The sequence below is a fragment of the Rhizobium indigoferae genome (assembly GCF_034554815.1).
GTDB lineage: Bacteria > Pseudomonadota > Alphaproteobacteria > Rhizobiales > Rhizobiaceae > Rhizobium > Rhizobium leguminosarum.
In genome coordinates this window covers 124,643-145,623 of sequence record NZ_CP140639.1, presented here as the reverse complement: position 1 = coordinate 145,623, position 20,981 = coordinate 124,643, and the positions used below count along the sequence as shown (strand labels likewise).

The following is a 20,981-nucleotide window of genomic DNA, read 5'->3' as shown; positions in this document are numbered from 1 at the left end:
GATGGATGGCGAGGCGGGTTAGCATGGCGACACATCGGAATTGGTCGAAGCAATTGTCGAGTGATATCGAGCGAGCTGCCGGGCCGACAACCAACGGATTCTAGGCGAGTTCGGGCGACCGGTTCGTCACCGCTAGACAGTATTCCCGTGGGCTATCGCGCTGAAGTTCAGGAGGCATTGGTAGCAGCGATGTGGGAAGCATCTGACCGCCTCTTCTAGAAACACCTTCAAGCCGCTGATCCCCATCCTGCTGCCGGTCCTTGAGCGGCATGGCCAGCTGGATCTTGGTATCGAGCTGCGCGACAAGCTGTTGACGATCAGCGCAAGCGACCATGGATCGCCTTCGGTCGGAAATGCGTGCTGTAGCCCGCGGCGAACGACGCCTTCGTGCCGGAATGAGTTCTGCGGATCGGCGGTTGGTTCCTATGCGCACGTTTGGGGAGTGGAACGATCCGCCGCCAGGTCAGTCGAGTTCGATTTCGTGGCCCAATCCGTCACCTCTTCATCCGGCGGCTTCGTATAGACAATAGTGTTCACCGATATCGCCACCGGTTGGGCCGAGTGCGTGCCAGTGCGGACGCGAGAACGCGGTCTTGTGATTGCCGGAGGCTCAGATCCAAGTATGGCTGGAGGCTGAGCCGCCACTCTCGGCAGCCATAGTGCTGCGGCTGCAGATGAACGTCGATCAGCACGGTTCAGCCTGCAGACGGTGCAGATGGCGGTGAAAGCCTGGCGTAAGGAATCGGCCCTTGAGATCCTCTATCGCGACTGGATGGCGATCACGCCGGCTCTTCCGCCTGCCATATCATTGCAACGATACCACGTACGATATGATTATGACCTCGTTCCATGCTGGCCGGCTGGAGCGGTTTCCAAGCGCGGAAGGTGGTGGCTTTACGTCTTGTTCTTCGACTGGCCGCTGCCGGCGGCAGGACGTCGAGCAGGCTTCGGCAAAGGTCCAACTTCAGTTGCCGATGACCATTTGGGAGTTGCCATAGTGACGAATTTGACACTAGAGCAAAACCCGGATGATGCGAATGTCGGTTCCGCTTTTCAGAGGATGGGTGGTAAAGCTGTGGCGAAGCGTATGCACCGTCACCCGTTTCTCGATGCCGGCCGCATCGCACGCCGAACGGCAGGCTGAATTTAAAACCGGAACATCGATGGGCTTGCTCTGGTCTAGCCCGGGAAACAGCCAAACCTGCAGTCGCGCCAGCTTCCAATAGACTCTCAGATGCTGCGCGAGTTGCGACGTCCGCATCTCATCATCGGAGATATGCCGCCTGACCCAATGAGCCAGTTTCGCCAGCGACACGTTTGCCTCGCGTTCGAGATCCCGGCCGGCGCCGACTTTGCGCGCCGGGATTCGCGACGTTCCATGCGCTCGAATTGCACAACAAGGCGCAAGGACAGTTCTTCACGCCATATCCCATCTACCAAATGATAGCTCGAATGGCTGCCGGAAGGGCTGAGGATATCCAGAAGGTGATTGCGGAACGCGGCTTAATGATCGCGCAGGAACCCGCAGTCGGCAGCGGAGCGATGATCATTGCGGTTACCGAAGCCATCCTTGAGGCAGGATTAAAGGACCAGCAGTTTCTCCATGTAACCGCCGTGGATATCGACTCGCGCGCCGTCCATATGGCCCACATCCAGTTTTCGCTTCTTCATATCCCCGCGACCCTGATCGTGGGCGATAGCTTAGCGTGGGGTTCCGGGAGGAGCGAGGCAAAGCACCCGGCGCGGGGGCTATGGCTTCTCCCTGCAATGCCGCGAACCGCTGCGATCTTTGCTGCCAACTCTTCCGCGCCCGAGCGGGAGCCATCGGCAACCGCTGTCGAGAGGAATGGACAACTGCGTCTGTTCTGAAAGGCGTGGCGTCGGGCCGAACTTCCGAGCGGTTCGATTAGCTTTTCATCAAGAGCAACGGGATCGTCCGGCGATGTAGCGGGAGTCTTACAGCACTCCTCCTTCCGACCCCCTGTCCGACATCGGGGATGCTGCATCCAGTACCTCGCGCCGCAACCTGCCGGCGCCAGAATTTCCTCACTGCGTTGCGGCTCCTCGCGCGCCAAAATTTTGTCGCCGGCAGGTCCTTCACTCTCGTTTCGGCCGTTCAGGTGCGCCGCCTCCTTGTCCGTCATACGGCCTATCCCCGCGATATCCGCACCGTGCAACAGCTCGCTCAATTCCTCACCGCGACCGGCCGTCGGCTCCGCACTCTCGGCAAGGTGATCTGGTCACTTCTTCCGCAAGGGAAAACTCGGCCTCAAACTGGCCATCAAGATTCCCTTCGTCGTCGAAATCGAGGCGTCGTTCGAGACCGACTGGAACCGGCGCGAGTGATGCGTCACCAGGGCCGCTTCGTCGGCCCCTCCTCTACCAGCTGGAACGCGGAAAACAATTATGGTCAGCTTCCCTAATATCGGAGCGTTGCTTTTGGCCGATAGCCGCGACCACGTTTTTGCTTCAGCAACTCAAGGAACAACCGAACCGCTTCCTCTTCCCGTTCGAACACATGCTGTTTCTCCTGGCCACGCTTGCCGATCCGTCCCCATCGCCGGGTCAGGCAGGCCTCTCCGAACATCGTCTGCTCGATCTCCATGGCATAGTACCGCGCCATGTTCTTGGCTGGATCCGTTCGTTCGACATAGAGCTGGTAGGGTTGCGAAATCATGTCCACATGATCGTCGCACGGTGCCGCCACGTCCAACGACATATGTGAATCCTACAGGTGCGACCGATTCATTTTCGTGAAGAATGGCGTTTCGGGCGAGGCGCCGATGGCGCGCGGCTCTAGTCGCGCTGCGACCGGAGCCCGCACGCGGTCTCCACCCCGTTGGGTCACGATCCTCTCGCAGCACTAAAAGCGTGCCTCTGTCAAAAATCGTTGTCAGGCGACAGCCGGAAGGTCTCGTGGCCATCGGAGATGGCAAGCGGTCGCGTCCTTTCAGGACGCGGTTCTATCTCTCTCTGACCCCCCATTTTTGCACCCGCCGTTCCGGCGTCAAGGACATCGCGGCCCCTCCAATTTTCCCAACACCGCAAGCGGCACAGACAAAATCGGTTCCTCCGCTCGCCGCAGCGCGGCCGCGTCCCGCGGTCCCTGACCCCTCACGGGCTACAGTGCGGACACCTTTCGTCAGAAAACGAAAAGGAGGTGGCATGAAAGAGGCCGCGGCCGTTGAGAGAACGGATCACTGAGATGCAGATGATGATCGAGGGACAGTCACACTTCCAGCCTTTCGGCTTATCTTATTGGGGTTTCGAAGATCTCAATAAGGGAGTTGGAAGCATGACTGCCTCTTATGAATACCATATCGGGGTCGACTACCACAAATCCTACAGCCACCTGGTGGTTCAGGACAGCAGCGGCAAGACGCTGAGATCCGGCCGGGTGAAGAACGACCGACAGTCGCTCGGCGGGTTTCTCGAACGCTATCGAGAGAACTCGCATGCGGTTGTCGAGGCGACGCGCAACTGGATGGTGATGTACGACTGGCTCGACGACATTTGTGATGATGTCGTTCTCGCCCATCCGCTGAAGGTTAAGGCGATCGCCGACGCCAAGATCAAGACCGACAAGATCGACGCGACGGTGCTGGCACATCTGCTCAGAGCCGATCTGGTACCCGAAGCCTGGGCGCCAAGCGAGAGATCGCGGGACCTTCGCGTCGCGCTACGCGAACGGATGTTTTACGTGCGGCTGCGCACGATGACGAAGAACCGGATCGTCACGGTGTTCGACCGCTATCCGGAGCAGACGGCGCAATTGAAGAAGCTTGGCGACCTGTTTGGCAAGGCCGGCCGCGTCCAGCTGGCTCAAGTGAACGTCTCTGAGATCGACCGCATCCAGATTGACCGTGGTCTCGCCTTCATCGGCGACATCGACATGCGGATCAAACAGTCGGAAGCAACGATCCGGGCGATGACCAAGGCCAATGCCAACGTCAAGCTGTTGAAGACGATCCCCGGCATCGGCGAGTTCTTCGCCCGGCTGATCGATGCGGAGATCGACGACATATCGCGGTTCCGCCAACCGAAGAAGCTTGCCGCCTATGCCGGGCTTGTGCCCTCGACCTATTCCTCCGGCGGCAAGACCTTCCACGGCAAGATCATCAAGCAGGGCAACAAGTGGCTGCGCTGGGCCTTCGTCGAGGCGGTAACACCTGCCATCGCCAGCGATCCACAGCTGCGCGCCCAATACGAGCATCTGAAGATCAAAGGAATAAACAAGGCGCGGGTTGCCATCGCGCGCAAGCTTCTGACGATCGCCTTCCAGATCCTGCGTGACCAGCGCGCCTACGAGCCGCGCGGCACCGCCACCATGGAAGGCGCGTCGACGATATCCCGGTTGTCCTGATGGCAGTCTAGCGAGCCCGGTAGAACTGGGTTGCGCTTCTCAAGGAGAATGGGAAACCGGGAGCCGAACGCCACTCTGTGACCGAAGCCCCAGGCATCAGGTCACGCATTGGAGACTGGTTCAAGAACCGAAGGACAGCAAAGCGATCTGTCCGGCGGAAAGAGAGACTTTGCCGATCGGTACGAATGCCGATGGCTTGAACGATTGCGCGGAAATTTCGATGCGGAAGTGCATCTTCCCGCCGATATCTCGCGGGAGTTTCTGTCTGCAGCGCTGCTTTGGGCAGTCGACAACAAGGTCGATTTCGGTTTGTTCCACGAGGCGGACGAGATCATCATTGCGCATTTTGGCGGTGATGAGATCTACCTCCCGTCGCGGTGGTCCAACAAACGATGGCACATCGGCCTTGAGGACAAAGAACCCTTCGACCCGGGCGATTGAGGCAGAGACCAGAGGCGGCTTGTCGCCTCTGGTCTCTGCCTCTTCACATGAGCCGCTCCAGCCGGATCGACCAACCAGAGCGGCTATGAAAGGGGCTCCGCCGCCCCTCTCAACCTCACCCCATGAAGGAAGGGCAATGCCCCTCCTTCAAACTTCCTCCCATGAGGAAAGGGGACGGTTCCCTCCTCCCTTTCCCCAAACCCCTATCCCTCTCCCGTGCAGGGAAGGTGATGATGGCTGTCACCCGCCCTGGCACCAGCCGTGTCGGGCACCATACCATGATCGGGCAAGCCCTTCCTTGATCAAGGCGTCGCCCAGCGAGTTGCCCGCACGGGATACGGTCCGCAGTTTGCGTCCATATTTGTCTTCGTCACGGAACCCGGCCGCTAGCGAGAATTTGCCGGCGTTGAGCAGCGACAGCAGGCGGGATTTTGCCGCCTCACCCCTTATCCGTTCCGCCTCGCACCGGGGCGGGCTGAGTTCAGGCGTATCGATGTCGGCGACGCGGATTTTCTGGCCGTTGAACCAGAATGTGTCGCCGTCGACGACGCAGTTCGCTCGATGGCTTCCGTCGCAGATCGAAAATGCGGCCGACAATGAATCCGTCGTCGGTACCTTGGCCAAAGTGGCGAAACCAGGGAGAGCGTCGGCGCCGCCATAGGCAAGCCAACCTGCAACTGCAATGATTACGGTGCATAGAACTGCCGTCGAGTGTTTACGCCATCTGTTCTGCCCGGATCTCAGCAGTCCTCCCCCCCGGCGCTGTCGATCGCGGCCGCCTCCGGCCTTCGGCGGCTTTCTGAACGGAACCACATTCGATTTCGCCACTATCCGATCCCCTCGTTTCGGCTCAGCCTATGTCGGACTCGGTTTCATCTGCGTTTACGGACGAGCTTGGCTCCCGGCTGCAGTGTGGCCGGCAAAATGGTGCGCGAGGGGCGGCGAGCAGTCGATCCCGCCTCCCCTTCGGGCCACTATGTTGAGGCTCCTGCGGCTGCCCTGTTCCCACCCATCGCACGACGAGAATTCCCGAAATCTCGCCCGTCAGGCGTCGCTATGCTGATTTCTCCGATACTCTTCATTTTCCTGGATCAGCCTTGCCCGGTTGTACTGCGCGCCGGCTTGGATCATGCAGGCTTTGGCGCATCCCCGATCATGTGAAACCTGTTCGTGCCGACGCATGCCTTCATGTCGTCGCGCCGGAACCAGATGGCTCGTCCGCATCGGAGCGGCGCATTGCCGGCCGTGAAGACGATCTGTTCGTCGGCGCGCATGCGCAGAACTTCATGAGGCTGGATGAGTGGTCTGGCGGCGAGTTGCTTCGAGCGTGTCCGCGATGATCCCTTTGCCTGGAAACTGCGGCTCACCTGGTCGATCTCGACCGTTGTCATGCCGCAGCGTCGGGAGATGTAGGCCGCGGTTTCGGGATCGTTGATCGCGGCAAACGAAATCCAGCTGGCACTCTCGAACCACTTACTTGCCGCGTCGTGGCCGCCATAGGTCTCACGCATCTGGCCGATCGACTGATAGATCATCGTCAGCGTGATCCCGAATTTGCGGCCGGCGTCGCGCGCGGTCTCGATGATCCGCATGTAGCCGAGGCGGGCGACCTCATCCAGAAGAAACAGCGCACGCCCCTTGATCTGTCCGTCGCGATTGTAGATCGCGTTGAGAAACGAGCCGATGATGACGCGCGCAAGACCCGAGTGGGTCTCCAATGTCTTGAGGTCAATGTTGATGAAGACGTCGGTGTTTCCCGCCGCAATATCGCTGGTCGAGAATTTCTTTCCCGATACGAGGGCGGCATAGTTCGGATAGGAAAGCCAGTGTGTCTCTTTGACCGCGTTGGCGTAGACGCCGGAGAAGGTTTCCGGCGTCATGTTGACGAAGGCAGCGACGTTCTCCTTGACGAAATCCGAGCCCGAATTGTCGTAGATGTCTTGCAGCCGTTTGCGCAATGTCGGCTCCGGCTCCGAGAGGTTCATGCGCACCTGCCGAAGCGTCTGGTCCTTTTCATCCGTGTGGCCGGACAGGCAGACATCGGCGATCAGCGCCGTCAGCAACTGCAGTGCTGACGCGCGAAAGAAGTCGTCACGGACTCCGCGCGCGCCGCCGCTGTCGCTGATGATCCATGATGCGACCGAGGCAATATCCTCTTCCTTGGTTCCGCCGAAACCCCCGACCCAATCAAGGACGTTAAAGCCCATGCCCGGCTTCTTGGGATCGAGGACGAACACGTCTCTTCCCGCTCCGCCGCGATGCGCGGAGACCATGGGTGCGACCTCGTTCGATGGATCCAGTACGATCAGCGTGCCGCCCCATTTCAGTGCCGTCGGGATTGTCACCGACGTCGTCTTGAAACCGCCGGAACCGGCAAAGATGATCCCGTGCGATGAACCGAAGGAGCCATCGAAGCAGAGCAACGGCGACCTGCCGCCGGCGCCCCATGTCTCGGCGCTATCGGCCCGGAACGTTTGGCTCCCGACACTGTCCTTGTCGACCCTATAGCGCTCGCCGATGACGATGCCGCCGGCATCAGTGAACAGATCTGCCGCTTCCGTGAGCTTCATCCAATCTGCTTCACCATGCAGTGCTCGCTTCCCCTGAATGCGTTTCGGCTCAGCCCTTGCGAAGGCCGCATTGCCGATGAACGCCACGCGGAGCGCGAAGCAGGCACACATGAACGCTGCGCCCACTCCGATCGACGTTGCTGGATCGAGATAGGTCAAGACCGACTTGTCGGCGTTGAGCGCCTTCGTGAAAGCGGCAAGGCGCATCGTTTCGCGTGTAGCCGCGATCAGGATCGTCCCGCTGCATCCGGCAAGGACACCCCAACCTGCCTGCTTGATGTTGATCGAGCCGGCGCTCGCGAACAGGAACAGAATTCCGATCGCCGCACTGGCGATATAGGGCAAGGCGATCCCCGCCCGTCCCCATGCCAGTCGCGCGGCCTCGGTCTTTCCGAAGCCTGAAAGCCACTGCTCGATCCCGATCATTCCGATGACGACCAGGATCATCAGCGTCCCTGGCACGACGACGAGCGCAATCCTATTGATCGTCATTGCCAAAGGCCTCCACGCCGATTGCCGTGAGCCTGGACCGCTCACCATCGTCACCCTTGATGCGGCGCGCTGCATCGATCAGCGCGCCCAGCAACAGCGTTCGCTTCTCGTAGCGCAGACCGGCCTTGACGATCAGGCCGCCGAGCTCGATCTTTTCGCGCGTGTCCTTTTTGCGGGCATCGGATGTCATCGTCCTCGCCATGCGCTCAAGCCTCGCCAGCGCCGCCCGCGCCCGGGCCAATTGAGTTCGGCGGGGTTTGCTGCGTGACGTTCCCTTGCCCTCCCCTTTCCTTTCCGTTCGAAGCGGCCTTGCCTCCGCGAAACCGCTTGGCTGCTTCCTCGAAAGCTGCCTGCAGCTCCGACTCGTCGATCTCGATCTCACCAAGGCCGGCCTTGAGCGCAATTCTGCCGATCCGCTCGGCTTCCCTTGTCTCGGCGTTCTTGAGCTGTTCCTGCAGTTTGGCGATTTCGTCGCGGATTTTCGCGGATGGCTTCTTCATGTCCGTCTGTCTCCCTGGCTGAGAAAGCGTGTCTTTCGAAGCCAGTTTTTCGGACCGGGGTGCGGAACGCACTACTGTGAATCCTACAATCGCCAGCGGCGATGCTTTCGGGAATGATCCCGGCCGTTCCGAAGGAGCGGCTTCCAAGGGCGCAATTATACGTCGCTGGCGCGACGTGTTGCTGAGAGCCTGGTGGGGCCGCCGCTCCCAACGAACTCTTTGATTTCGTTCCGGGAGAACTCCGCCGTGGCCGTCCCTCACTTCTCTGTCAGCGTTGTCGCCCGTGGCTCCGGCCGCAGCGCCGTCTTGTCGGCGGCCTACCGGCACTGCGCTAAGATGGAGTTTGAGCGGGAAGGCCGGACGATCGACTACACGCGAAAGCAGGGGCTCCTGCATGAGGAGTTCGTGATCTCTGCCGACGCGCCGGAATGGGTGCGCAGCATGATTGCCGATCGTTCGGTCGCCGGCGCATCCGAGATGTTCTGGAACAAGGTGGAGGGCTTCGAGAAGCGATGCGACGCGCAGCTCGCCAAGGACGTCACCATAGCCCTGCCGCTCGAGCTGACGGCCGAGCAGAACATCGCGCTCATGCGCGACTTTGTGGAGCGGCATATCACCGCGCATGGCATGGTCGCGGACTGGGTCTATCACGACGCACCGGGCAATCCGCATGTCCATCTGATGACGACATTGCGGCCGCTGACTGAGGATGGCTTTGGTTCGAAGAAGGTTGCGGTCCTCAGCCCGGACGGCAAGCCGATCCGCAATGATGCCGGCAAGATCGTCTATCAGCTCTGGGCCGGCGGCACTGAGGATTTCAATGCGTTTCGCGACGGCTGGTTTGCCTGCCAGAACAAACATCTGGCGCTTGCCGACCTCGATATCCTCATCGATGGCCGTTCCTACGAAAAGCAGGGCATCGACCTCGAGCCAACCATTCACCTCGGCGTCGGCGTCAAAGCCATCGAGCGCAAGGCCGAGCAGTTCGATCGGATGCAGGAGACCTCGGCGAGCAAGCTCGAACGCGTCGAGCTTCAGGAGCAGCGCCGCAGCGAGAACGCCCGCCGCATCCAGCGCCGTCCGGAGATCGTGCTCGACCTGATCACGCGGGAGAAGAGCGTCTTCGACGAACGCGATGTTGCGAAGGTGTTGTATCGCTATATCGACGATGCCGTCCTGTTCCAAAGTCTGATGGTCCGCATTCTGCAAAGTCCAGAAGCGCTCCGGCTCGAACGCGAGCGGATCAACTTTGCGACAGGTGTTCGGACACCCGCGAAGTACACCACGCGCGAAATGATCCGGCTTGAAGCCGAGATGGCCAATCGCGCGATCTGGCTCTCCGCTCGCGCCTCACATGGCGTCCGGGTGGTGGTGGTGCAGGCGACCTTTGCGCACCATTCCCGTCTGTCGGATGAGCAGCGAACGGCGATCGAGCATGTCGCCGGGGCCACGCGGATTGCCGCCGTTGTCGGTCGCGCCGGCGCCGGCAAGACGACGATGATGAAGGCTGCGCGCGAGGCGTGGGAAATGGCCGGCTATCGTGTGGTCGGCGGTGCCTTGGCTGGCAAAGCCGCCGAAGGTTTGGAGAAGGAAGCTGGCATCGGCTCCCGCACGCTGTCGTCGTGGGAGCTTCGCTGGAACCAGGGTCGCAACCAGCTCGACGACAAAACTGTTTTCGTACTCGACGAGGCCGGCATGGTGTCGTCACGGCAGATGGCGCTCTTTGTCGAAGCCGTAACCAAGGCCGGCGCCAAACTCGTACTTGTCGGCGATCCGGAACAGCTTCAACCGATCGAAGCGGGTGCCGCGTTCCGCGCCATTGCCGATCGCATCGGCTATGCAGAACTTGAGACAATCTATCGTCAGCGCCAGCAATGGATGCGCGATGCCTCGCTCGATCTCGCTCGTGGCAATATCCGCAGGGCTGTCGACGCCTACACCGCTCATGGTCGAATGATTGGTTTGAGACTGAAGGACGACGCGGTCGAGAGCCTGATCGCAGCGTGGGACCGCGACTACGACTCTTCGAAGACCAGCCTGATCCTTGCACACCTCCGCCGCGACGTCCGAATGCTCAACGATATGGCGCGCGCCAAGCTGGTCGAGCGCGGCGTCGTCGCAGAAGGATTACCGTTCAAGACCGAGGACGGAACCCGCATGTTCGCCACCGGCGACCAGATCGTGTTCCTCAAGAACGAGGGCAGCCTTGGCGTCAAGAACGGCATGCTCGCAAAGGTGCTTGAAGCCGCACCTGGCCGGATCGTTGCAGAGATTGGTGACGGCGAGCACCGCCGCCAGGTCACGATCGAGCAGCGCTTCTACAACAATCTAGATCATGGCTATGCGACGACGATCCACAAGAGCCAGGGCGCGACGGTCGACCGGGTGAAGGTGCTTGCTTCGCTCTCGTTGGACCGGCATCTCACCTATGTGGCCATGACGCGCCATCGTGAGGATCTCGCCGTCTACTACGGCAGTCGCTCGTTCGCCAAATCCGGCGGCCTCATCCCGATCCTTTCGCGCCGAAACGCCAAGGAGACGACCCTCGATTACGAGAAGGCGTCGTTCTATGGCCAGGCGCTGCGCTTCGCGGAAGCGCGGGGCCTTCATCTTGTCAACGTCGCCCGCACGATCGCACACGATCGCCTCCAATGGGCCGTTCGGCAAAAACAGAAACTCGCCGACCTCGGCGCCCGTCTAGCCGCCATCGGTGCGGCACTCGGGTTGGTCCGCGGCAGCAACAAACACTCCATCCCGGACACAATCAAGGAGGCCAAGCCCATGGTATCAGGCATCACCACCTTCCCGAAATCGCTCGACCAGGCTGTCGAGGATAAGCTCGCCGCCGATCCCGGCCTCAAGACGCAATGGGAGGACGTCTCGACGCGCTTCCATCTCGTCTACGCGCAGCCGGAAGCCGCCTTCAAGGCGATCAATGTCGACGCCATGGTCAAGGACCAGTCGGTCGCGCAGTCCACCCTCGCGAAGGTCGCCGGCGCCCCCGAAAGCTTCGGTGCGCTGAAGGGCAAGACCGGTCTTCTCGCCAGCCGTGCCGACAGGCAGGACCGGAAAAAAGCCATCGCCAACGTGCCGGCGCTCGCCCGAAATCTTGAACGCTACCTTCGTGAGCGGGCCGAGGCCGAATTCAAACATGAGACGGAGGAGCGCGCGGTCCGGCTCAAGGTTTCGGTCGACATCCCGGCGCTCTCTCCAGCCGCCAAGCAAACGCTCGAACGCGTGCGCGATGCGATCGACCGCAACGATCTTCCGGCTGGCCTCGAATATGCTCTGGCCGACAGAATGGTGAAGGCCGAACTCGAAGGTTTCGCCAAAGCGGTTTCCGAGCGTTTCGGGGAACGGACCTTCCTGCCTTTGGTCGCGAAAGACACGAGTGGCAAGACCTTCGAGACCGTCACATCGGGCATGACGGCTGGCCAGAAGGCCGAGGTCCAGTCCGCGTGGAATTCAATGCGCACGGTCCAGCAACTTAGCTCTCATGAGCGTACGACCGAAGCGCTGAAGCAGGCCGAGACGCTGCGTCAGACGAAGAGCCAAGGGCTCTCGCTTAAATGACGGCGGGAGCTGGAACGCGGCGGGCGATGACCGCACAACAACGACGAGCGGCTGGAATCATTTTTATGGCCGCATTGGTCGTCATACTGGCGATCGGCACCGGCTTCGTCGGCGGGTACCGCATTAATCTGACGCCGAGCGAGCCACTCGGCCTGTGGCGCATCGTTCCGCTTCATCGTCCGGTGGCTATAGACGACCTGGTGTTCATCTGCCCTCCGGAAACGGCTGCGATGCGGGTAGCGAGGGTACGAGGATATCTCCGTTCTGGTTCCTGCCCGGGCGGCGTCGCACCGTTGATCAAGACAGTGATCGCCGTCGCAGGACAGAATGCCGAAATCGGCGCCAGCGTGAGCGTGGATGGGAGGGTGATTTCCTCTTCTAGACTCGCACCACGAGATGGAAAAGGCCGGCCGTTGACGCCCTTTCCTAGCGGCATCGTCCCGCCAGGATATGTCTTCCTGCATTCCGGTTTTTCCGGCTCCTACGACTCTCGATATTTTGGCCCAGTGCCGATCTCTGGCATTCTCGGGCTGGCGCAGAAGGTGTTCACCTATGTGCCGTGATTACCTTCGGCCGGCGCTGCTGATATTCGCTTCGATCGCGATCGGCGCGGTGGGCTGGAGCGGCCATGTGTCGCTTCTACCCGTCGCGCTGGGGTTTCCGCTTCTATGGTCGATCTCGCGAACGAGATTAGTGGCGGCACTTGTCTCCGCCGGATATTTCCTGGCCGCGTCGCGCGGTCTGCCGCAAGGCGTGGCCACCTTCTATTCGTCCGATATCTGGCCGGGCCTCCTGCTCTGGCTGTGTGCGTCTTTGAGCTTCGTTACCGTGCATTCCGTCCTCTGGACGAAGAACCCGAACGTTCGTCCGGTTCGCTATCTCATCGCGACCATCATCATGGCCATCCCACCGTTCGGCATCACGGGATGGGCGCATCCTGTCACGGCTGCGGGTGCTCTGTTTCCGGGATGGGGATGGTGGGGACTGTGGCTTATGACAGCCGGCCTTGCGGGCCTCGCAACCCGCATTTGGCCAGCTGTCGCCATCGCCTTGACAGGCCTTTGGCTGTGGTCCGCCGTCTTGTGGACCGACCCGAAACTACCGGAAGGCTGGCGCGGCGTCGATCTGGAAATGGGGGCTTCGCTTGGTCGGAAGGCCGGTCTTCAACGCCAGCGTGACTTGATAGCAACGGTACGTGGGGTAGCGGGAGATGGCGCCCGCTTTGTGGTGCTGCCGGAAAGTGCGATTGGCTTCTGGACACCGACCGTGGAGCGGCTTTGGGTAGGCGTCCTCCGCGACGGCGATGCGACGGCCATCGCTGGTGCCGCGCTGCTCGACGCAGGGGGCTACGACAATGTCCTTGTCGCGATCGATAGGAAGGGCGGCCGCATCTTCTATCGCGAACGCATGCCTGTTCCCGGCTCCATGTGGCAGCCGTGGGATTTGTTGTCTGGGGAGAGTGGCGGTGCCAGGGCGGACTTTTTCGCGAACCCGGTCGTCCCGATCGGTGCCAGCCGGGCAGCACCGCTAATCTGCTACGAGCAACTGATCGTTTGGCCGATCCTTCAGTCCATGCTCCACGATCCGGATTTTGTCGTCGCCGTGGGAAACGGCTGGTGGACCGAAGGGACGTCGATCATCGCCATCCAGCGCGCCTCTACCACGGCTTGGGCGAAACTCTTCGCAAAACCGCTTGTTATAGCCTTCAACACCTGAGTGCCCAGGAGACACCATGATCGACGCAGCCCTCATAAAAGAATGTGCAGACCCTTCTCTCAAGCCCGCGATCGTCGGGCAGTTCGTGATGGCAGCGGGCTCGGATGATCCCCTCGCCGTTACCGTCAAATCGGGCGGTCGATTGATCCTCGTTCCGAAAGCCACATCTTCTGAGGAGGCGATGGCGATCGTGCGCCAATACGCTGGTCAGGCGGTCGTCCGAGTCGGCCTGACCCAGTTTCCTGCTCAGGTTGGAGTCAAGGAGCCCGCTGATTTGAAGCCTGATCTCGTCGATCCTTGCCAGAACCTCCGCAAAGGCACGGCGATGTTCGCCAAGATCCTCAGGATCGTTGCGAAATGGTATGGCAACCCCACGAGCGAAGATGTCTTCCCGCAGATTTTCGAGGATGGGGTTTACGCATGGAAGACCGGTGAGTTCGAGGGCGTGAGCGTGTTTCAGGCGGAGGATCCTGGCGTACCCATCGAAGCGCCGCAGAAAAGAGATGAGACCCGTCCCGCCGAGTCAGTGGATGGCGAGGAAGCAACGCCGAAAGACGTACAGCCAGAGACGGTGCAGGATGTTGGACGCGCGGGGATGCGGATCGATCTTTCCCGCATTGGTGGTCAGCAATAGCGTTGAGTTTATCCTGCATTCGCGGGGCATCTTCCGGCCAAGCCAGAATTTAGGCTCCAAAGCATGAAATTAAAGTGAGACAGATTGCGACCAAACCGCTCATTCGTCCAGCCTCGTAGCCTCGTAGCCTCGTAGCCTCGTAGCCTCGTAGCCTCGTAGCCTCGTAGCCGCGACCGCGTGCGGCATCAGGAATGTGACAATCTCCGCGATGACGTCTGTCAGATCGCTAGGATTGTGTGCAACGCCTTCAACGAAAGCTCGCCATTGCCGCTGCTTTTGCTGGTCCTTGGCAAAGGCGTCCGTTAGGGCGTCGGGGAGGTCAATGGGGATCGATGTCTCGCGGCGATCAAAGGTAGCGGCTATTGCGTGCGCCAGCCGATCATCGCTGAAGTCGAAAGACCTGCTGAGGATCCAGATGTCGTAGAAATCCTTCATGCGGCTGTCTCCTCGCCCCAGCATCACCATTGCCTGGAACTTCTCGGCAATGACCGTTTCTCGCGCATAGGCCCGAAGCCGCGGCATCGGAAAATCGAGCATAGAAGGATAATCCAAAACCTCCACCCCAGGCTCAAGCGCATCGCCAAAACCGATGTCGATCGTCAGGTTGATCCGGGCTCCGCTGATCGAAGCGATCACCCGCAGCCTGAGCCCACCATAATCCAATGCCTCGCGAATACGATCCACATGCAGCGTATCAGCGTCAAACGTAACGCCATCGTCGGCCTCTTGCGCCAGAATTTCCCGAAATGTCTCAAGCATCGGGTCCGGACTCGGATCACCGAAACCCAAAAGATCGAGGTCGCGCGTGCCTCGGTGCGGATTGTCAAACCAACTCATCATCAACATCGCCCGTTTTAGAACGAAGCGACCGGCGTGGGGCGACTGGCTAAGCCGGAACAATAACCGTTCAAGAGCGAAACGCGTCAGGACCAGATCGAAGCTTTGCCCGCTTGCCTTGGCGAGTTGCAACAGTCGGGCGCGCACCGAGGCGCCGACGTTTCTGATTTCTTTAGCCATTGGCGGCCAGCGCCTCGAGATACGGCCGGATCACCGATCCGACGCCACCGCGTTCGGCCTGGTTGGCGATTTCGCAAGGAGTAGCCCTTCGTTGCCGCAGCGCCTCCTGCAGCCCTTCTATCGGTGCTAACTGAGCGCGGAATAGCACGTTTGGTGGAACTGCGGAACGCAGGTGTGACGGCTGCCACTATGAGCCGAATGGAACGAGATGTTGAAGTACTGCGGCTTGCCCGCGGTCTTTATCAACTTCCTGATGCGCAGCTCGACGTCAACCACAGCCTAGCGGAGGTTGCCAAACGCGCGCCCAAAGCCGTTATCTGCCGGTCCGGGCGATTTGGCGTTGCGTGACGGAACCGGGCATTGATATAAAAGCTCGAAAAAATGGATCTATTATCCTAGGATTTGTATCACAATCCCTGAGGTGGAGAAAGTCCTCGCTTTGTGAATTCTTCACCACGAATAAATGCCTCGACTGCATGAGAGCTGACAAATCCAGTGGTCGTCAAGAGTAAAGATGTAGCCTTGACGACGGACCTAGCCAGACGTGAAAGCATTGCCGCCTGGGTATGAACCCGTCAGTCCGCAGGACAACTTCTCTTAATCGTCAAGCTCGGCGGTTGGCATCTGTGACTCCATCGGGGGCCGCTTCAGCAACTCACAGGCTTCGATGCCCAAGACGGTCGCCAAACGGTCAACAACATCGATGCTTGCATTGTAGACGCTACGCTCGAGCGAACTGATGTAGGTGCGATCGATATCCGCGCGATGGGCGAGTTCCTCCTGGGACAAGCCTTTAGCCTGCCGCGCAGCTCGCAAATTTCGCGCAAATACCTCTCGAATCTCCATGATCCGGAGAACAGCGGCTTGATGAGTATCCTACCACGGAGTATTCTCTACAGCTCAAGCGAGGGCCGAATCCTTTTGAGCAAATAAGCAAGGCCGTCTCATTCAAGTCCCTGCACTCATCGACGTCGGTATGGAGAGGCGCGAGAATCGCACAGGACCCAGATGATGCTCAGCGGATATTGTGGTGGCGCTCAACCGATATAATAAGGCCGCAGCCTTAGGTTCGGGCAGCAGAATGAAGTTAGGGAGAAGCGGATGAACGATGTGGGCTCATCTCGCTACAGTTGGATGCAAGAGTCAGAACTAGAGGTGCTGGCAGTTGCTGCGATCCGTGAGCACCGCCATCTTATTGCCGCCGATGAGGCTGTCTATGAGGAATGGACTCGCGCGAGCGCCGATCCGTCGATCTCCGCCGCCGTACTCAAAAGCCTGCAGGATGAGTATGTCGCACGTCAGAAAAAATCCGAAGCCCAGCAGGAGGCGTTGTCGGAAATCATCGATGCGCTTGGCTACGTCCCTGAAGTTGCCCCAGATGGTGAAGAATGACGCTCATACCAGACCGTGATCTTTGGCGATCGCGACAAGGTGCGGAACGGTTGCCGCTTCGAGCTTTTCGCGCGCTTTATCGAGGTAATGCTGCACTGTCCTCGGATTGATGCCTGTCAACATTGCGGTTTCCGGAGCGCTTTTGCCCTTTGCCGCCCACATCAGGCACATTGCTTCTCTTGGTGAAAGCAACCGTTTCGGAGCGACAATCGTCGTCGCAGCGATGATCTTCAGGCGGTAATGGATCACCAGAACCGCCCGGATCGCTTTTTTCGCATCCTGCAGCTTTTTAACGTCAGCCGTTTGTGCTGAGGATGCAAACGTCAGCATCATCGTCGACCCGAAACTTCCTTCGACGGGTATAGTCACCCCACTCCGAATGCCGTAATCGATCGCCTGGTCCCGAAAACGCCTGAGTTCTGAGGTTCCACGAGCGGGCCAATCGTCGGCCGTCCAGGAAAACATTTCCATGCGACGCTTGGCTTCCGTGACGACCGGGTCGATACGGGAATACTGGCTTTCGAGATAAACGCCCTGCCATTCCTCCGGATAGGAGTTGAATGTGCGGATTTCCAGCCCCTCAGTCTGCAGAAAAGCAAAACGGTCGAAGCCACATGCGTGCGCAAATGTCTTAAGAGCACTTTTGATCATACGTTCATCATGCGCGGCTTCTGTCATATCGATGAGAGAGCGAAGGTCACCGTCCATTAACTTTTCTCCTTTTGCGACGGTGCAAGCCTCCCACTCGTCGCGCCGTTCTGACGCCGCGAGGTACCGGTTGCCACGTTCGGCCAGCCGGTGCCACATGGAACATTGGACGATACGGCAGTTGCTTCTACGCGAAGCAGATCCACGGTCGTTGCATGGCTTAGGTCTATTCACCTCTGCGGAGTATTCAACTCCTTCTGATCTAAAGACGATGATGTTTATAGAGATTTTTAGTCACACCTGCGCCGCCACTCGGAATGATCTTGCGACGTTCAGCAAAGTAACGAAAATCTGAGGGTCCTTTAGCTGGTTAGCGGCCGCTATAGACAGACGGAAAAACAATATCCTGATCGACCACGACGTTGAACTTGTAGCCCGGTCGGATGCGAATCGTCGGCTGAACATTCAGATTCTTCGAGATCGTCTCTTCCGCTACCCGGCCGAATGCTTCGGCAAAATTACGTCGTGCTGCATCCGAGGCGGTGTCCTGCGTCGCGAGCGTCGAACTCTCGGGCATAGACATATCGATCCCGGTCCCGATGATTGCTACTAGCGCCGCCGAACCGAACGTCCTCCAGAGATGGCGGTCGACCTTGTCCTGGAAGCCGCCAAATCCTTCGGCGTCCGTGCCGGCCATGCCACCGATCTGCAGTGTAGACCCGTTCGGAAAAATGAGGTCGGTCCAGACGACAAGAACGCGCTCCTGGCCGAAGGACACCTTGGAATCGTAACGGCCGAACAGCTTTGCGCCTTGCGGGATGAGAAGGCGATAGCCGGTGGCGCTGTCGTAGACATTCTGGCTGACCTGAGCTGTAACGCGCCCTGGCAGGTCGGAATTCAGGCCGGTGATTAATGTCGCCGGGATGACCGAATCGCGCTTCAATTCATTGGGTGACATCTGCGGCACGACCTGGTTTGGCAGGTAGCCCAGATCCTTGATGTCCTGATTGAAGAAATCCTCCTTCGACGTCTGCCCGTTCTGATCGACATTCTGCCCCATCAGGTCGGATTTCATGGCCTCGACATAAAGGTCTGAGGCGCTGTTCGCCACGGCATTTGTCGGCTGGCGGCCGGTGGCATTGGTGGAGCTTGCAGCCTTCTCGACTTCGGAAATGTCTACCTTTAGCGGTGAATCAAGCGCCGTGGAACGAGCCTGGAGACGCGCCATCCGTTGCCGCTGCACCTCTCGCATATATTGCTCATCTTGCTCCCGTTTCAGGCGCGCCTTCCACTCCTCCTCGGATTCGAGCCTTTGTCGATGGTCTTGTCGCTCCTCTGGTCGGCGCTCGACGACCGGCTCGTGCTTTTCCTCTTTCTCCACGACGACGGGCGTCGGCTGAAACACCTCCTGCTTTTCTGGGTCACCGATAATGCCGTCCGTGACGCCCCGCTTAAGCTGGTCGCCGAAACTGGTCGCAGGGCTGTTGGAAGCGCTCTCGATGTCGCCACGATTGAAGGAAAGTCCGCGCAGCGACAGACCAATCACAACGACGCCGACGAACAGCACGATGACAATGATGGCGACGATGATCGGCAGGCGGTTGAGCCGCCGCATGCCCTGCTGATCGTCGGCTTGGCTCGACGTGCCAAGCTGGAGCGACTGAACCATGTTAATCTCCGTCAGTTGCGCTGCATGATCGAAAGGGGACTGGCCGGCGTCGCGCCGGCCGCCGTCGGCGTGTAAGCGCGGCCAAGAGCGATGGAAGGCGTCGAGACCTGCACCAGCACTTGCCCGTCGAAGCCCTCGATTGCATAAGCAAGCTCGACCGGCTTGACGTCTTTGGCGACTTTGCCGTCCGTGACGAACGTGTAGCCCCACCCCTTCAGGGCCGCCTCAAGGGTGGATGCGAACTCCGATGTGTCCGTCTCCATTTTGATCGTGGTCGTAGCACCTGCCGGGCCGATCTGTTCGGCCAGACGACTTGCAATGTCGCCGGCGATGGCGCTTGCAGCCGGTCCGGTGACGGCCACAGGGGTCGAGCTGGTGGTGAGCGCGTCGTCGGCCGTTTGGCAGCTGGAGAGCAGCGCGACCGCGATGAAGAACGCGAATAGCTTCCGCATGGTTCAGCCTCCCCGCCGGATGGTGATCTTCTGCTGCCGCCAACCGACTCCGGAAACGAGGATCGCTTTGTCGATCGCATAGTCGACGGTCATCATGTCGTTCTTCATGCGATAATTGACGATGCGATTTTGACCGCTGGAGACGACGAAGAGCACAGGCGCGTCCTGGCCGGAGATCGATTTCGGGAACTGAATGTAGGTCTTCACCCCGTCCGAATAGACCCGCTTCGGTTTCCACGAAGCACCGCCGCTGATCGAATAGGAGAAGTTCAGCTTGTCCGGCGGCGTGCCGGGAATGCCCCCGGTTTCGAGACGGGCATTGATGTCGGCGAGCTTGGTGGATGCGTCCTCAGGGTACTCGAAACCAACGCGCGCCATGTACTGGCTGGGATGGGACTTGAGCTGGATATGATAGGTTCGCCGTGAAGTGGTTACGACCATTGAGGTGAGAAGGCCTGGCTCCGACGGTTTGACGATGAGATGGATCGCCTGCCCGCCTGTGGCCCCCGAGGTGGCCGGCTCCACCTTCCAGCGCACAGTGTCGCCGACGAGGACGTCGCGAACGATCTCGCCACCCTGAAGTTCGATGTCGCACACCTGTAAAGGAGAGCAGACGACGGACGGCTGGGTCTCGCCGAACAGAAAAATGACCTTTCCGTCCGGACCTGTCGTGACCAGTCCCGGCGTGCCGCGCCACTTTCTGGAAAGATTTGTTCCTTTCACCTCGTTGCTCGTCATGCTTTGCGCCTGCGCGCCCGCAGCAAGCAAGAGTCCGGCCATGCAGCCGGCGACTGCGATCAATCCTGTTTTTTTCATTGAAAGAATCCCTGCCTTTAAAGCTGTGCCGTCCAGTCGAAATCCCGGATGTAGAGGCCGATCGGATTGAGGCGGATCGTCGTCTCATCCTGTGGCGCGGTGAGCGTCACCGTTGCGATCCCGCGGAACCGCCTCGTGCCGGTTTCCTTGCCCTTGCGGTCCCGCTCGTATTCCGTCCAGTCGATCTGATAAGTTTGGTTCGAGAGCGCCACGATGTTGTTGACCTCGATGGCAACTGTCGAAGACTTCGCCTTCTCGAATGGAGAATTGCCTCGAAACCAGGCGTTGACCTTCTCCGTCGACGGATCGGACGTGCGAAGAAGGGCGTAGGTGCGGTCGATATATTGCTTCTGCACCACCGCATCTGGAGTGATCGAGCGAAAGCTCGTGACGAAGTTACCGAGTGTGGCGCGCACCACGCGGACATCGGCATACTCGATCTGCTCGGGGAAACCTGCCGTGACCGCCGTCCCCAGCTTATCGACCTCGACGATGTAAGGCACGAGCCTGAGCTGGGTGCTGAGATACATCGCGTAGCTGAAGCCGATAACGGCCATGACCAGACCGAGGACACCAACAATGCGCCATGCGGCTGCGGCCTTCACGTAGGAGCCATAGCGTTCGCTCCATTCCTGGCGGGCGGCAAGATACGGGTTTTCCGGGGCGCGGTTCGCTGCCATTTATTCTTCCCTTGTCTC

At 59.7% G+C, this 20,981-nt stretch carries 20 protein-coding genes and 5 pseudogenes; 10 read left to right on the top strand and 15 right to left on the bottom strand.

The features are described from left to right. Positions 1-5 precede the first annotated feature (5 nt). Positions 6-604, top strand: a pseudogene (locus U5G49_RS37245) (transposase); the annotation flags it as partial. A gap of 273 nt (positions 605-877) precedes the next feature. Here the strand turns inward: U5G49_RS37245 and U5G49_RS37350 are convergent. Next, positions 878-1,009, bottom strand: a pseudogene (locus tag U5G49_RS37350) (IS91 family transposase); the annotation flags it as partial. A gap of 6 nt (positions 1,010-1,015) precedes the next feature. Further along, positions 1,016-1,249, bottom strand: a pseudogene (locus U5G49_RS35975) (tyrosine-type recombinase/integrase); the annotation flags it as partial. A gap of 68 nt (positions 1,250-1,317) precedes the next feature. On the opposite strand from U5G49_RS35975, the gene U5G49_RS35970 reads away from it, so the two are divergent. Further along, positions 1,318-1,869: an N-6 DNA methylase gene (locus tag U5G49_RS35970; protein WP_193446705.1), complete on the top strand. Its 552-nt coding sequence runs from the start codon at positions 1,318-1,320 to the stop codon at positions 1,867-1,869. Positions 1,870-2,419: 550 nt separating this feature from the next. On the opposite strand, the gene U5G49_RS35965 is transcribed toward U5G49_RS35970, so the two are convergent. Continuing rightward, positions 2,420-2,719, bottom strand: coding sequence for a WGR domain-containing protein (locus U5G49_RS35965; protein WP_193442116.1), 300 nt, complete (start codon positions 2,717-2,719; stop codon positions 2,420-2,422). Between the two features lie 576 nt (positions 2,720-3,295). Between U5G49_RS35965 and U5G49_RS35960 the strand changes: the two genes are divergently transcribed. Together U5G49_RS35960 and U5G49_RS35955 are read left to right on the top strand one after the other, a co-directional pair. Next, on the top strand, positions 3,296-4,363 hold the full coding sequence (locus U5G49_RS35960; protein ID WP_130751121.1) for an IS110 family RNA-guided transposase: 1,068 nt from the start codon (positions 3,296-3,298) through the stop codon (positions 4,361-4,363). Positions 4,364-4,567: 204 nt separating this feature from the next. Further along, positions 4,568-4,804, top strand: a complete 237-nt coding sequence (locus U5G49_RS35955; protein ID WP_322790967.1) for a hypothetical protein — start codon at positions 4,568-4,570, stop codon at positions 4,802-4,804. Positions 4,805-5,044: 240 nt separating this feature from the next. On the opposite strand, the gene U5G49_RS35950 is transcribed toward U5G49_RS35955, so the two are convergent. The 4 genes from U5G49_RS35950 to traC all read right to left on the bottom strand — a co-directional run bounded on the left by U5G49_RS35950 (position 5,045) and on the right by traC (position 8,366). After that, positions 5,045-5,491, bottom strand: coding sequence for a thermonuclease family protein (locus U5G49_RS35950; RefSeq protein WP_376770325.1), 447 nt, complete (start codon positions 5,489-5,491; stop codon positions 5,045-5,047). 440 nt (positions 5,492-5,931) lie between these two features. Continuing rightward, on the bottom strand, positions 5,932-7,866 hold the full coding sequence (gene traG / locus U5G49_RS35945) for a Ti-type conjugative transfer system protein TraG (RefSeq protein ID WP_193444860.1): 1,935 nt from the start codon (positions 7,864-7,866) through the stop codon (positions 5,932-5,934). After that, entirely contained in the window at positions 7,853-8,068 is a 216-nt protein-coding gene (traD, locus tag U5G49_RS35940) for a type IV conjugative transfer system coupling protein TraD (RefSeq protein WP_193444861.1), read from the bottom strand. The genes traG and traD overlap by 14 nt, the downstream gene beginning before the upstream one ends. A gap of 4 nt (positions 8,069-8,072) precedes the next feature. Continuing rightward, on the bottom strand, positions 8,073-8,366 hold the full coding sequence (traC, locus tag U5G49_RS35935; protein ID WP_193444862.1) for a conjugal transfer protein TraC: 294 nt from the start codon (positions 8,364-8,366) through the stop codon (positions 8,073-8,075). A gap of 246 nt (positions 8,367-8,612) precedes the next feature. On the opposite strand from traC, the gene traA reads away from it, so the two are divergent. The 4 genes from traA (at position 8,613) to U5G49_RS35915 (ending at position 14,289) form a co-directional block, all read left to right on the top strand. After that, positions 8,613-11,939 (top strand): Ti-type conjugative transfer relaxase TraA, encoded by a 3,327-nt coding sequence (gene traA, locus U5G49_RS35930; protein WP_193444863.1) that lies wholly within the window; start codon positions 8,613-8,615, stop codon positions 11,937-11,939. Between the two features lie 65 nt (positions 11,940-12,004). After that, positions 12,005-12,502, top strand: coding sequence for a conjugative transfer signal peptidase TraF (gene traF, locus U5G49_RS35925; protein WP_322790966.1), 498 nt, complete (start codon positions 12,005-12,007; stop codon positions 12,500-12,502). Next, positions 12,492-13,655 (top strand): conjugal transfer protein TraB, encoded by a 1,164-nt coding sequence (locus U5G49_RS35920; protein WP_193444865.1) that lies wholly within the window; start codon positions 12,492-12,494, stop codon positions 13,653-13,655. Before traF ends, U5G49_RS35920 begins: the two co-directional genes overlap by 11 nt. Positions 13,656-13,671: 16 nt before the next feature. Then, positions 13,672-14,289, top strand: a complete 618-nt coding sequence (locus tag U5G49_RS35915) for a TraH family protein (protein ID WP_193444866.1) — start codon at positions 13,672-13,674, stop codon at positions 14,287-14,289. A 99-nt stretch (positions 14,290-14,388) separates the two neighbouring features. On the opposite strand, the gene U5G49_RS35910 is transcribed toward U5G49_RS35915, so the two are convergent. Further along, entirely contained in the window at positions 14,389-15,306 is a 918-nt protein-coding gene (locus tag U5G49_RS35910; RefSeq protein WP_193444867.1) for a nucleotidyl transferase AbiEii/AbiGii toxin family protein, read from the bottom strand. Beyond that, positions 15,299-15,427, bottom strand: a pseudogene (locus U5G49_RS35905) (transcriptional regulator); the annotation flags it as partial. The gene U5G49_RS35910 and the pseudogene U5G49_RS35905, both read right to left, overlap by 8 nt. A 29-nt stretch (positions 15,428-15,456) precedes the next feature. Between U5G49_RS35905 and U5G49_RS35900 the strand changes: the two are divergent. Further along, positions 15,457-15,627: pseudogene (locus tag U5G49_RS35900) on the top strand (transcriptional regulator); the annotation flags it as partial. Positions 15,628-15,903: 276 nt separating this feature from the next. On the opposite strand, the gene U5G49_RS35895 reads toward U5G49_RS35900, so the two are convergent. Next, positions 15,904-16,152 carry a helix-turn-helix domain-containing protein gene (locus U5G49_RS35895; RefSeq protein ID WP_193444868.1) on the bottom strand — a complete coding sequence of 83 codons (249 nt, stop codon included), beginning with the start codon at positions 16,150-16,152 and terminating at the stop codon, positions 15,904-15,906. A gap of 255 nt (positions 16,153-16,407) precedes the next feature. Between U5G49_RS35895 and U5G49_RS35890 the strand changes: the two genes are divergently transcribed. Then, positions 16,408-16,698, top strand: coding sequence for a transcriptional repressor TraM (locus U5G49_RS35890; RefSeq protein ID WP_193444869.1), 291 nt, complete (start codon positions 16,408-16,410; stop codon positions 16,696-16,698). 3 nt (positions 16,699-16,701) lie between these two features. Here U5G49_RS35890 and U5G49_RS35885 read toward each other — a convergent pair whose 3' ends face one another. The 5 genes from U5G49_RS35885 to U5G49_RS35865 form a co-directional block, all read right to left on the bottom strand. Then, positions 16,702-17,406, bottom strand: coding sequence for an autoinducer binding domain-containing protein (locus tag U5G49_RS35885; protein ID WP_193444870.1), 705 nt, complete (start codon positions 17,404-17,406; stop codon positions 16,702-16,704). A 310-nt stretch (positions 17,407-17,716) separates the two neighbouring features. Beyond that, positions 17,717-19,015 carry an IncP-type conjugal transfer protein TrbI gene (trbI, locus tag U5G49_RS35880; protein ID WP_193444871.1) on the bottom strand — a complete coding sequence of 433 codons (1,299 nt, stop codon included), beginning with the start codon at positions 19,013-19,015 and terminating at the stop codon, positions 17,717-17,719. Positions 19,016-19,026: 11 nt separating this feature from the next. Continuing rightward, positions 19,027-19,467 carry a conjugal transfer protein TrbH gene (trbH, locus tag U5G49_RS35875; RefSeq protein WP_193444872.1) on the bottom strand — a complete coding sequence of 147 codons (441 nt, stop codon included), beginning with the start codon at positions 19,465-19,467 and terminating at the stop codon, positions 19,027-19,029. Between the two features lie 3 nt (positions 19,468-19,470). Beyond that, positions 19,471-20,283 carry a P-type conjugative transfer protein TrbG gene (gene trbG / locus U5G49_RS35870; protein WP_193444873.1) on the bottom strand — a complete coding sequence of 271 codons (813 nt, stop codon included), beginning with the start codon at positions 20,281-20,283 and terminating at the stop codon, positions 19,471-19,473. A 17-nt stretch (positions 20,284-20,300) separates the two neighbouring features. Next, positions 20,301-20,963 (bottom strand): conjugal transfer protein TrbF, encoded by a 663-nt coding sequence (locus tag U5G49_RS35865; protein ID WP_193444874.1) that lies wholly within the window; start codon positions 20,961-20,963, stop codon positions 20,301-20,303. Positions 20,964-20,981: the final 18 nt, after the last annotated feature.

Bases quoted from the DNA above. Each gene is read 5' to 3' on its own strand.
- U5G49_RS35965 (WP_193442116.1), bottom strand. From the start codon at position 2,719: ATGTCGTTGGACGTGGCGGCACCGTGCGACGATCATGTGGACATGATT.
- U5G49_RS35960 (WP_130751121.1), top strand. From the start codon at position 3,296: ATGACTGCCTCTTATGAATACCATATCGGGGTCGACTACCACAAATCC.
- traG (WP_193444860.1), bottom strand. From the start codon at position 7,866: ATGACGATCAATAGGATTGCGCTCGTCGTCGTGCCAGGGACGCTGATG.
- traD (WP_193444861.1), bottom strand. From the start codon at position 8,068: ATGGCGAGGACGATGACATCCGATGCCCGCAAAAAGGACACGCGCGAA.
- traC (WP_193444862.1), bottom strand. From the start codon at position 8,366: ATGAAGAAGCCATCCGCGAAAATCCGCGACGAAATCGCCAAACTGCAG.
- traF (WP_322790966.1), top strand. From the start codon at position 12,005: ATGGCCGCATTGGTCGTCATACTGGCGATCGGCACCGGCTTCGTCGGC.
- U5G49_RS35920 (WP_193444865.1), top strand. From the start codon at position 12,492: ATGTGCCGTGATTACCTTCGGCCGGCGCTGCTGATATTCGCTTCGATC.
- U5G49_RS35915 (WP_193444866.1), top strand. From the start codon at position 13,672: ATGATCGACGCAGCCCTCATAAAAGAATGTGCAGACCCTTCTCTCAAG.
- U5G49_RS35910 (WP_193444867.1), bottom strand. From the start codon at position 15,306: ATGGCTAAAGAAATCAGAAACGTCGGCGCCTCGGTGCGCGCCCGACTG.
- U5G49_RS35895 (WP_193444868.1), bottom strand. From the start codon at position 16,152: ATGGAGATTCGAGAGGTATTTGCGCGAAATTTGCGAGCTGCGCGGCAG.
- U5G49_RS35890 (WP_193444869.1), top strand. From the start codon at position 16,408: ATGAACGATGTGGGCTCATCTCGCTACAGTTGGATGCAAGAGTCAGAA.
- U5G49_RS35885 (WP_193444870.1), bottom strand. From the start codon at position 17,406: ATGGACGGTGACCTTCGCTCTCTCATCGATATGACAGAAGCCGCGCAT.
- trbI (WP_193444871.1), bottom strand. From the start codon at position 19,015: ATGGTTCAGTCGCTCCAGCTTGGCACGTCGAGCCAAGCCGACGATCAG.
- trbH (WP_193444872.1), bottom strand. From the start codon at position 19,467: ATGCGGAAGCTATTCGCGTTCTTCATCGCGGTCGCGCTGCTCTCCAGC.
- trbG (WP_193444873.1), bottom strand. From the start codon at position 20,283: ATGAAAAAAACAGGATTGATCGCAGTCGCCGGCTGCATGGCCGGACTC.
- U5G49_RS35865 (WP_193444874.1), bottom strand. From the start codon at position 20,963: ATGGCAGCGAACCGCGCCCCGGAAAACCCGTATCTTGCCGCCCGCCAG.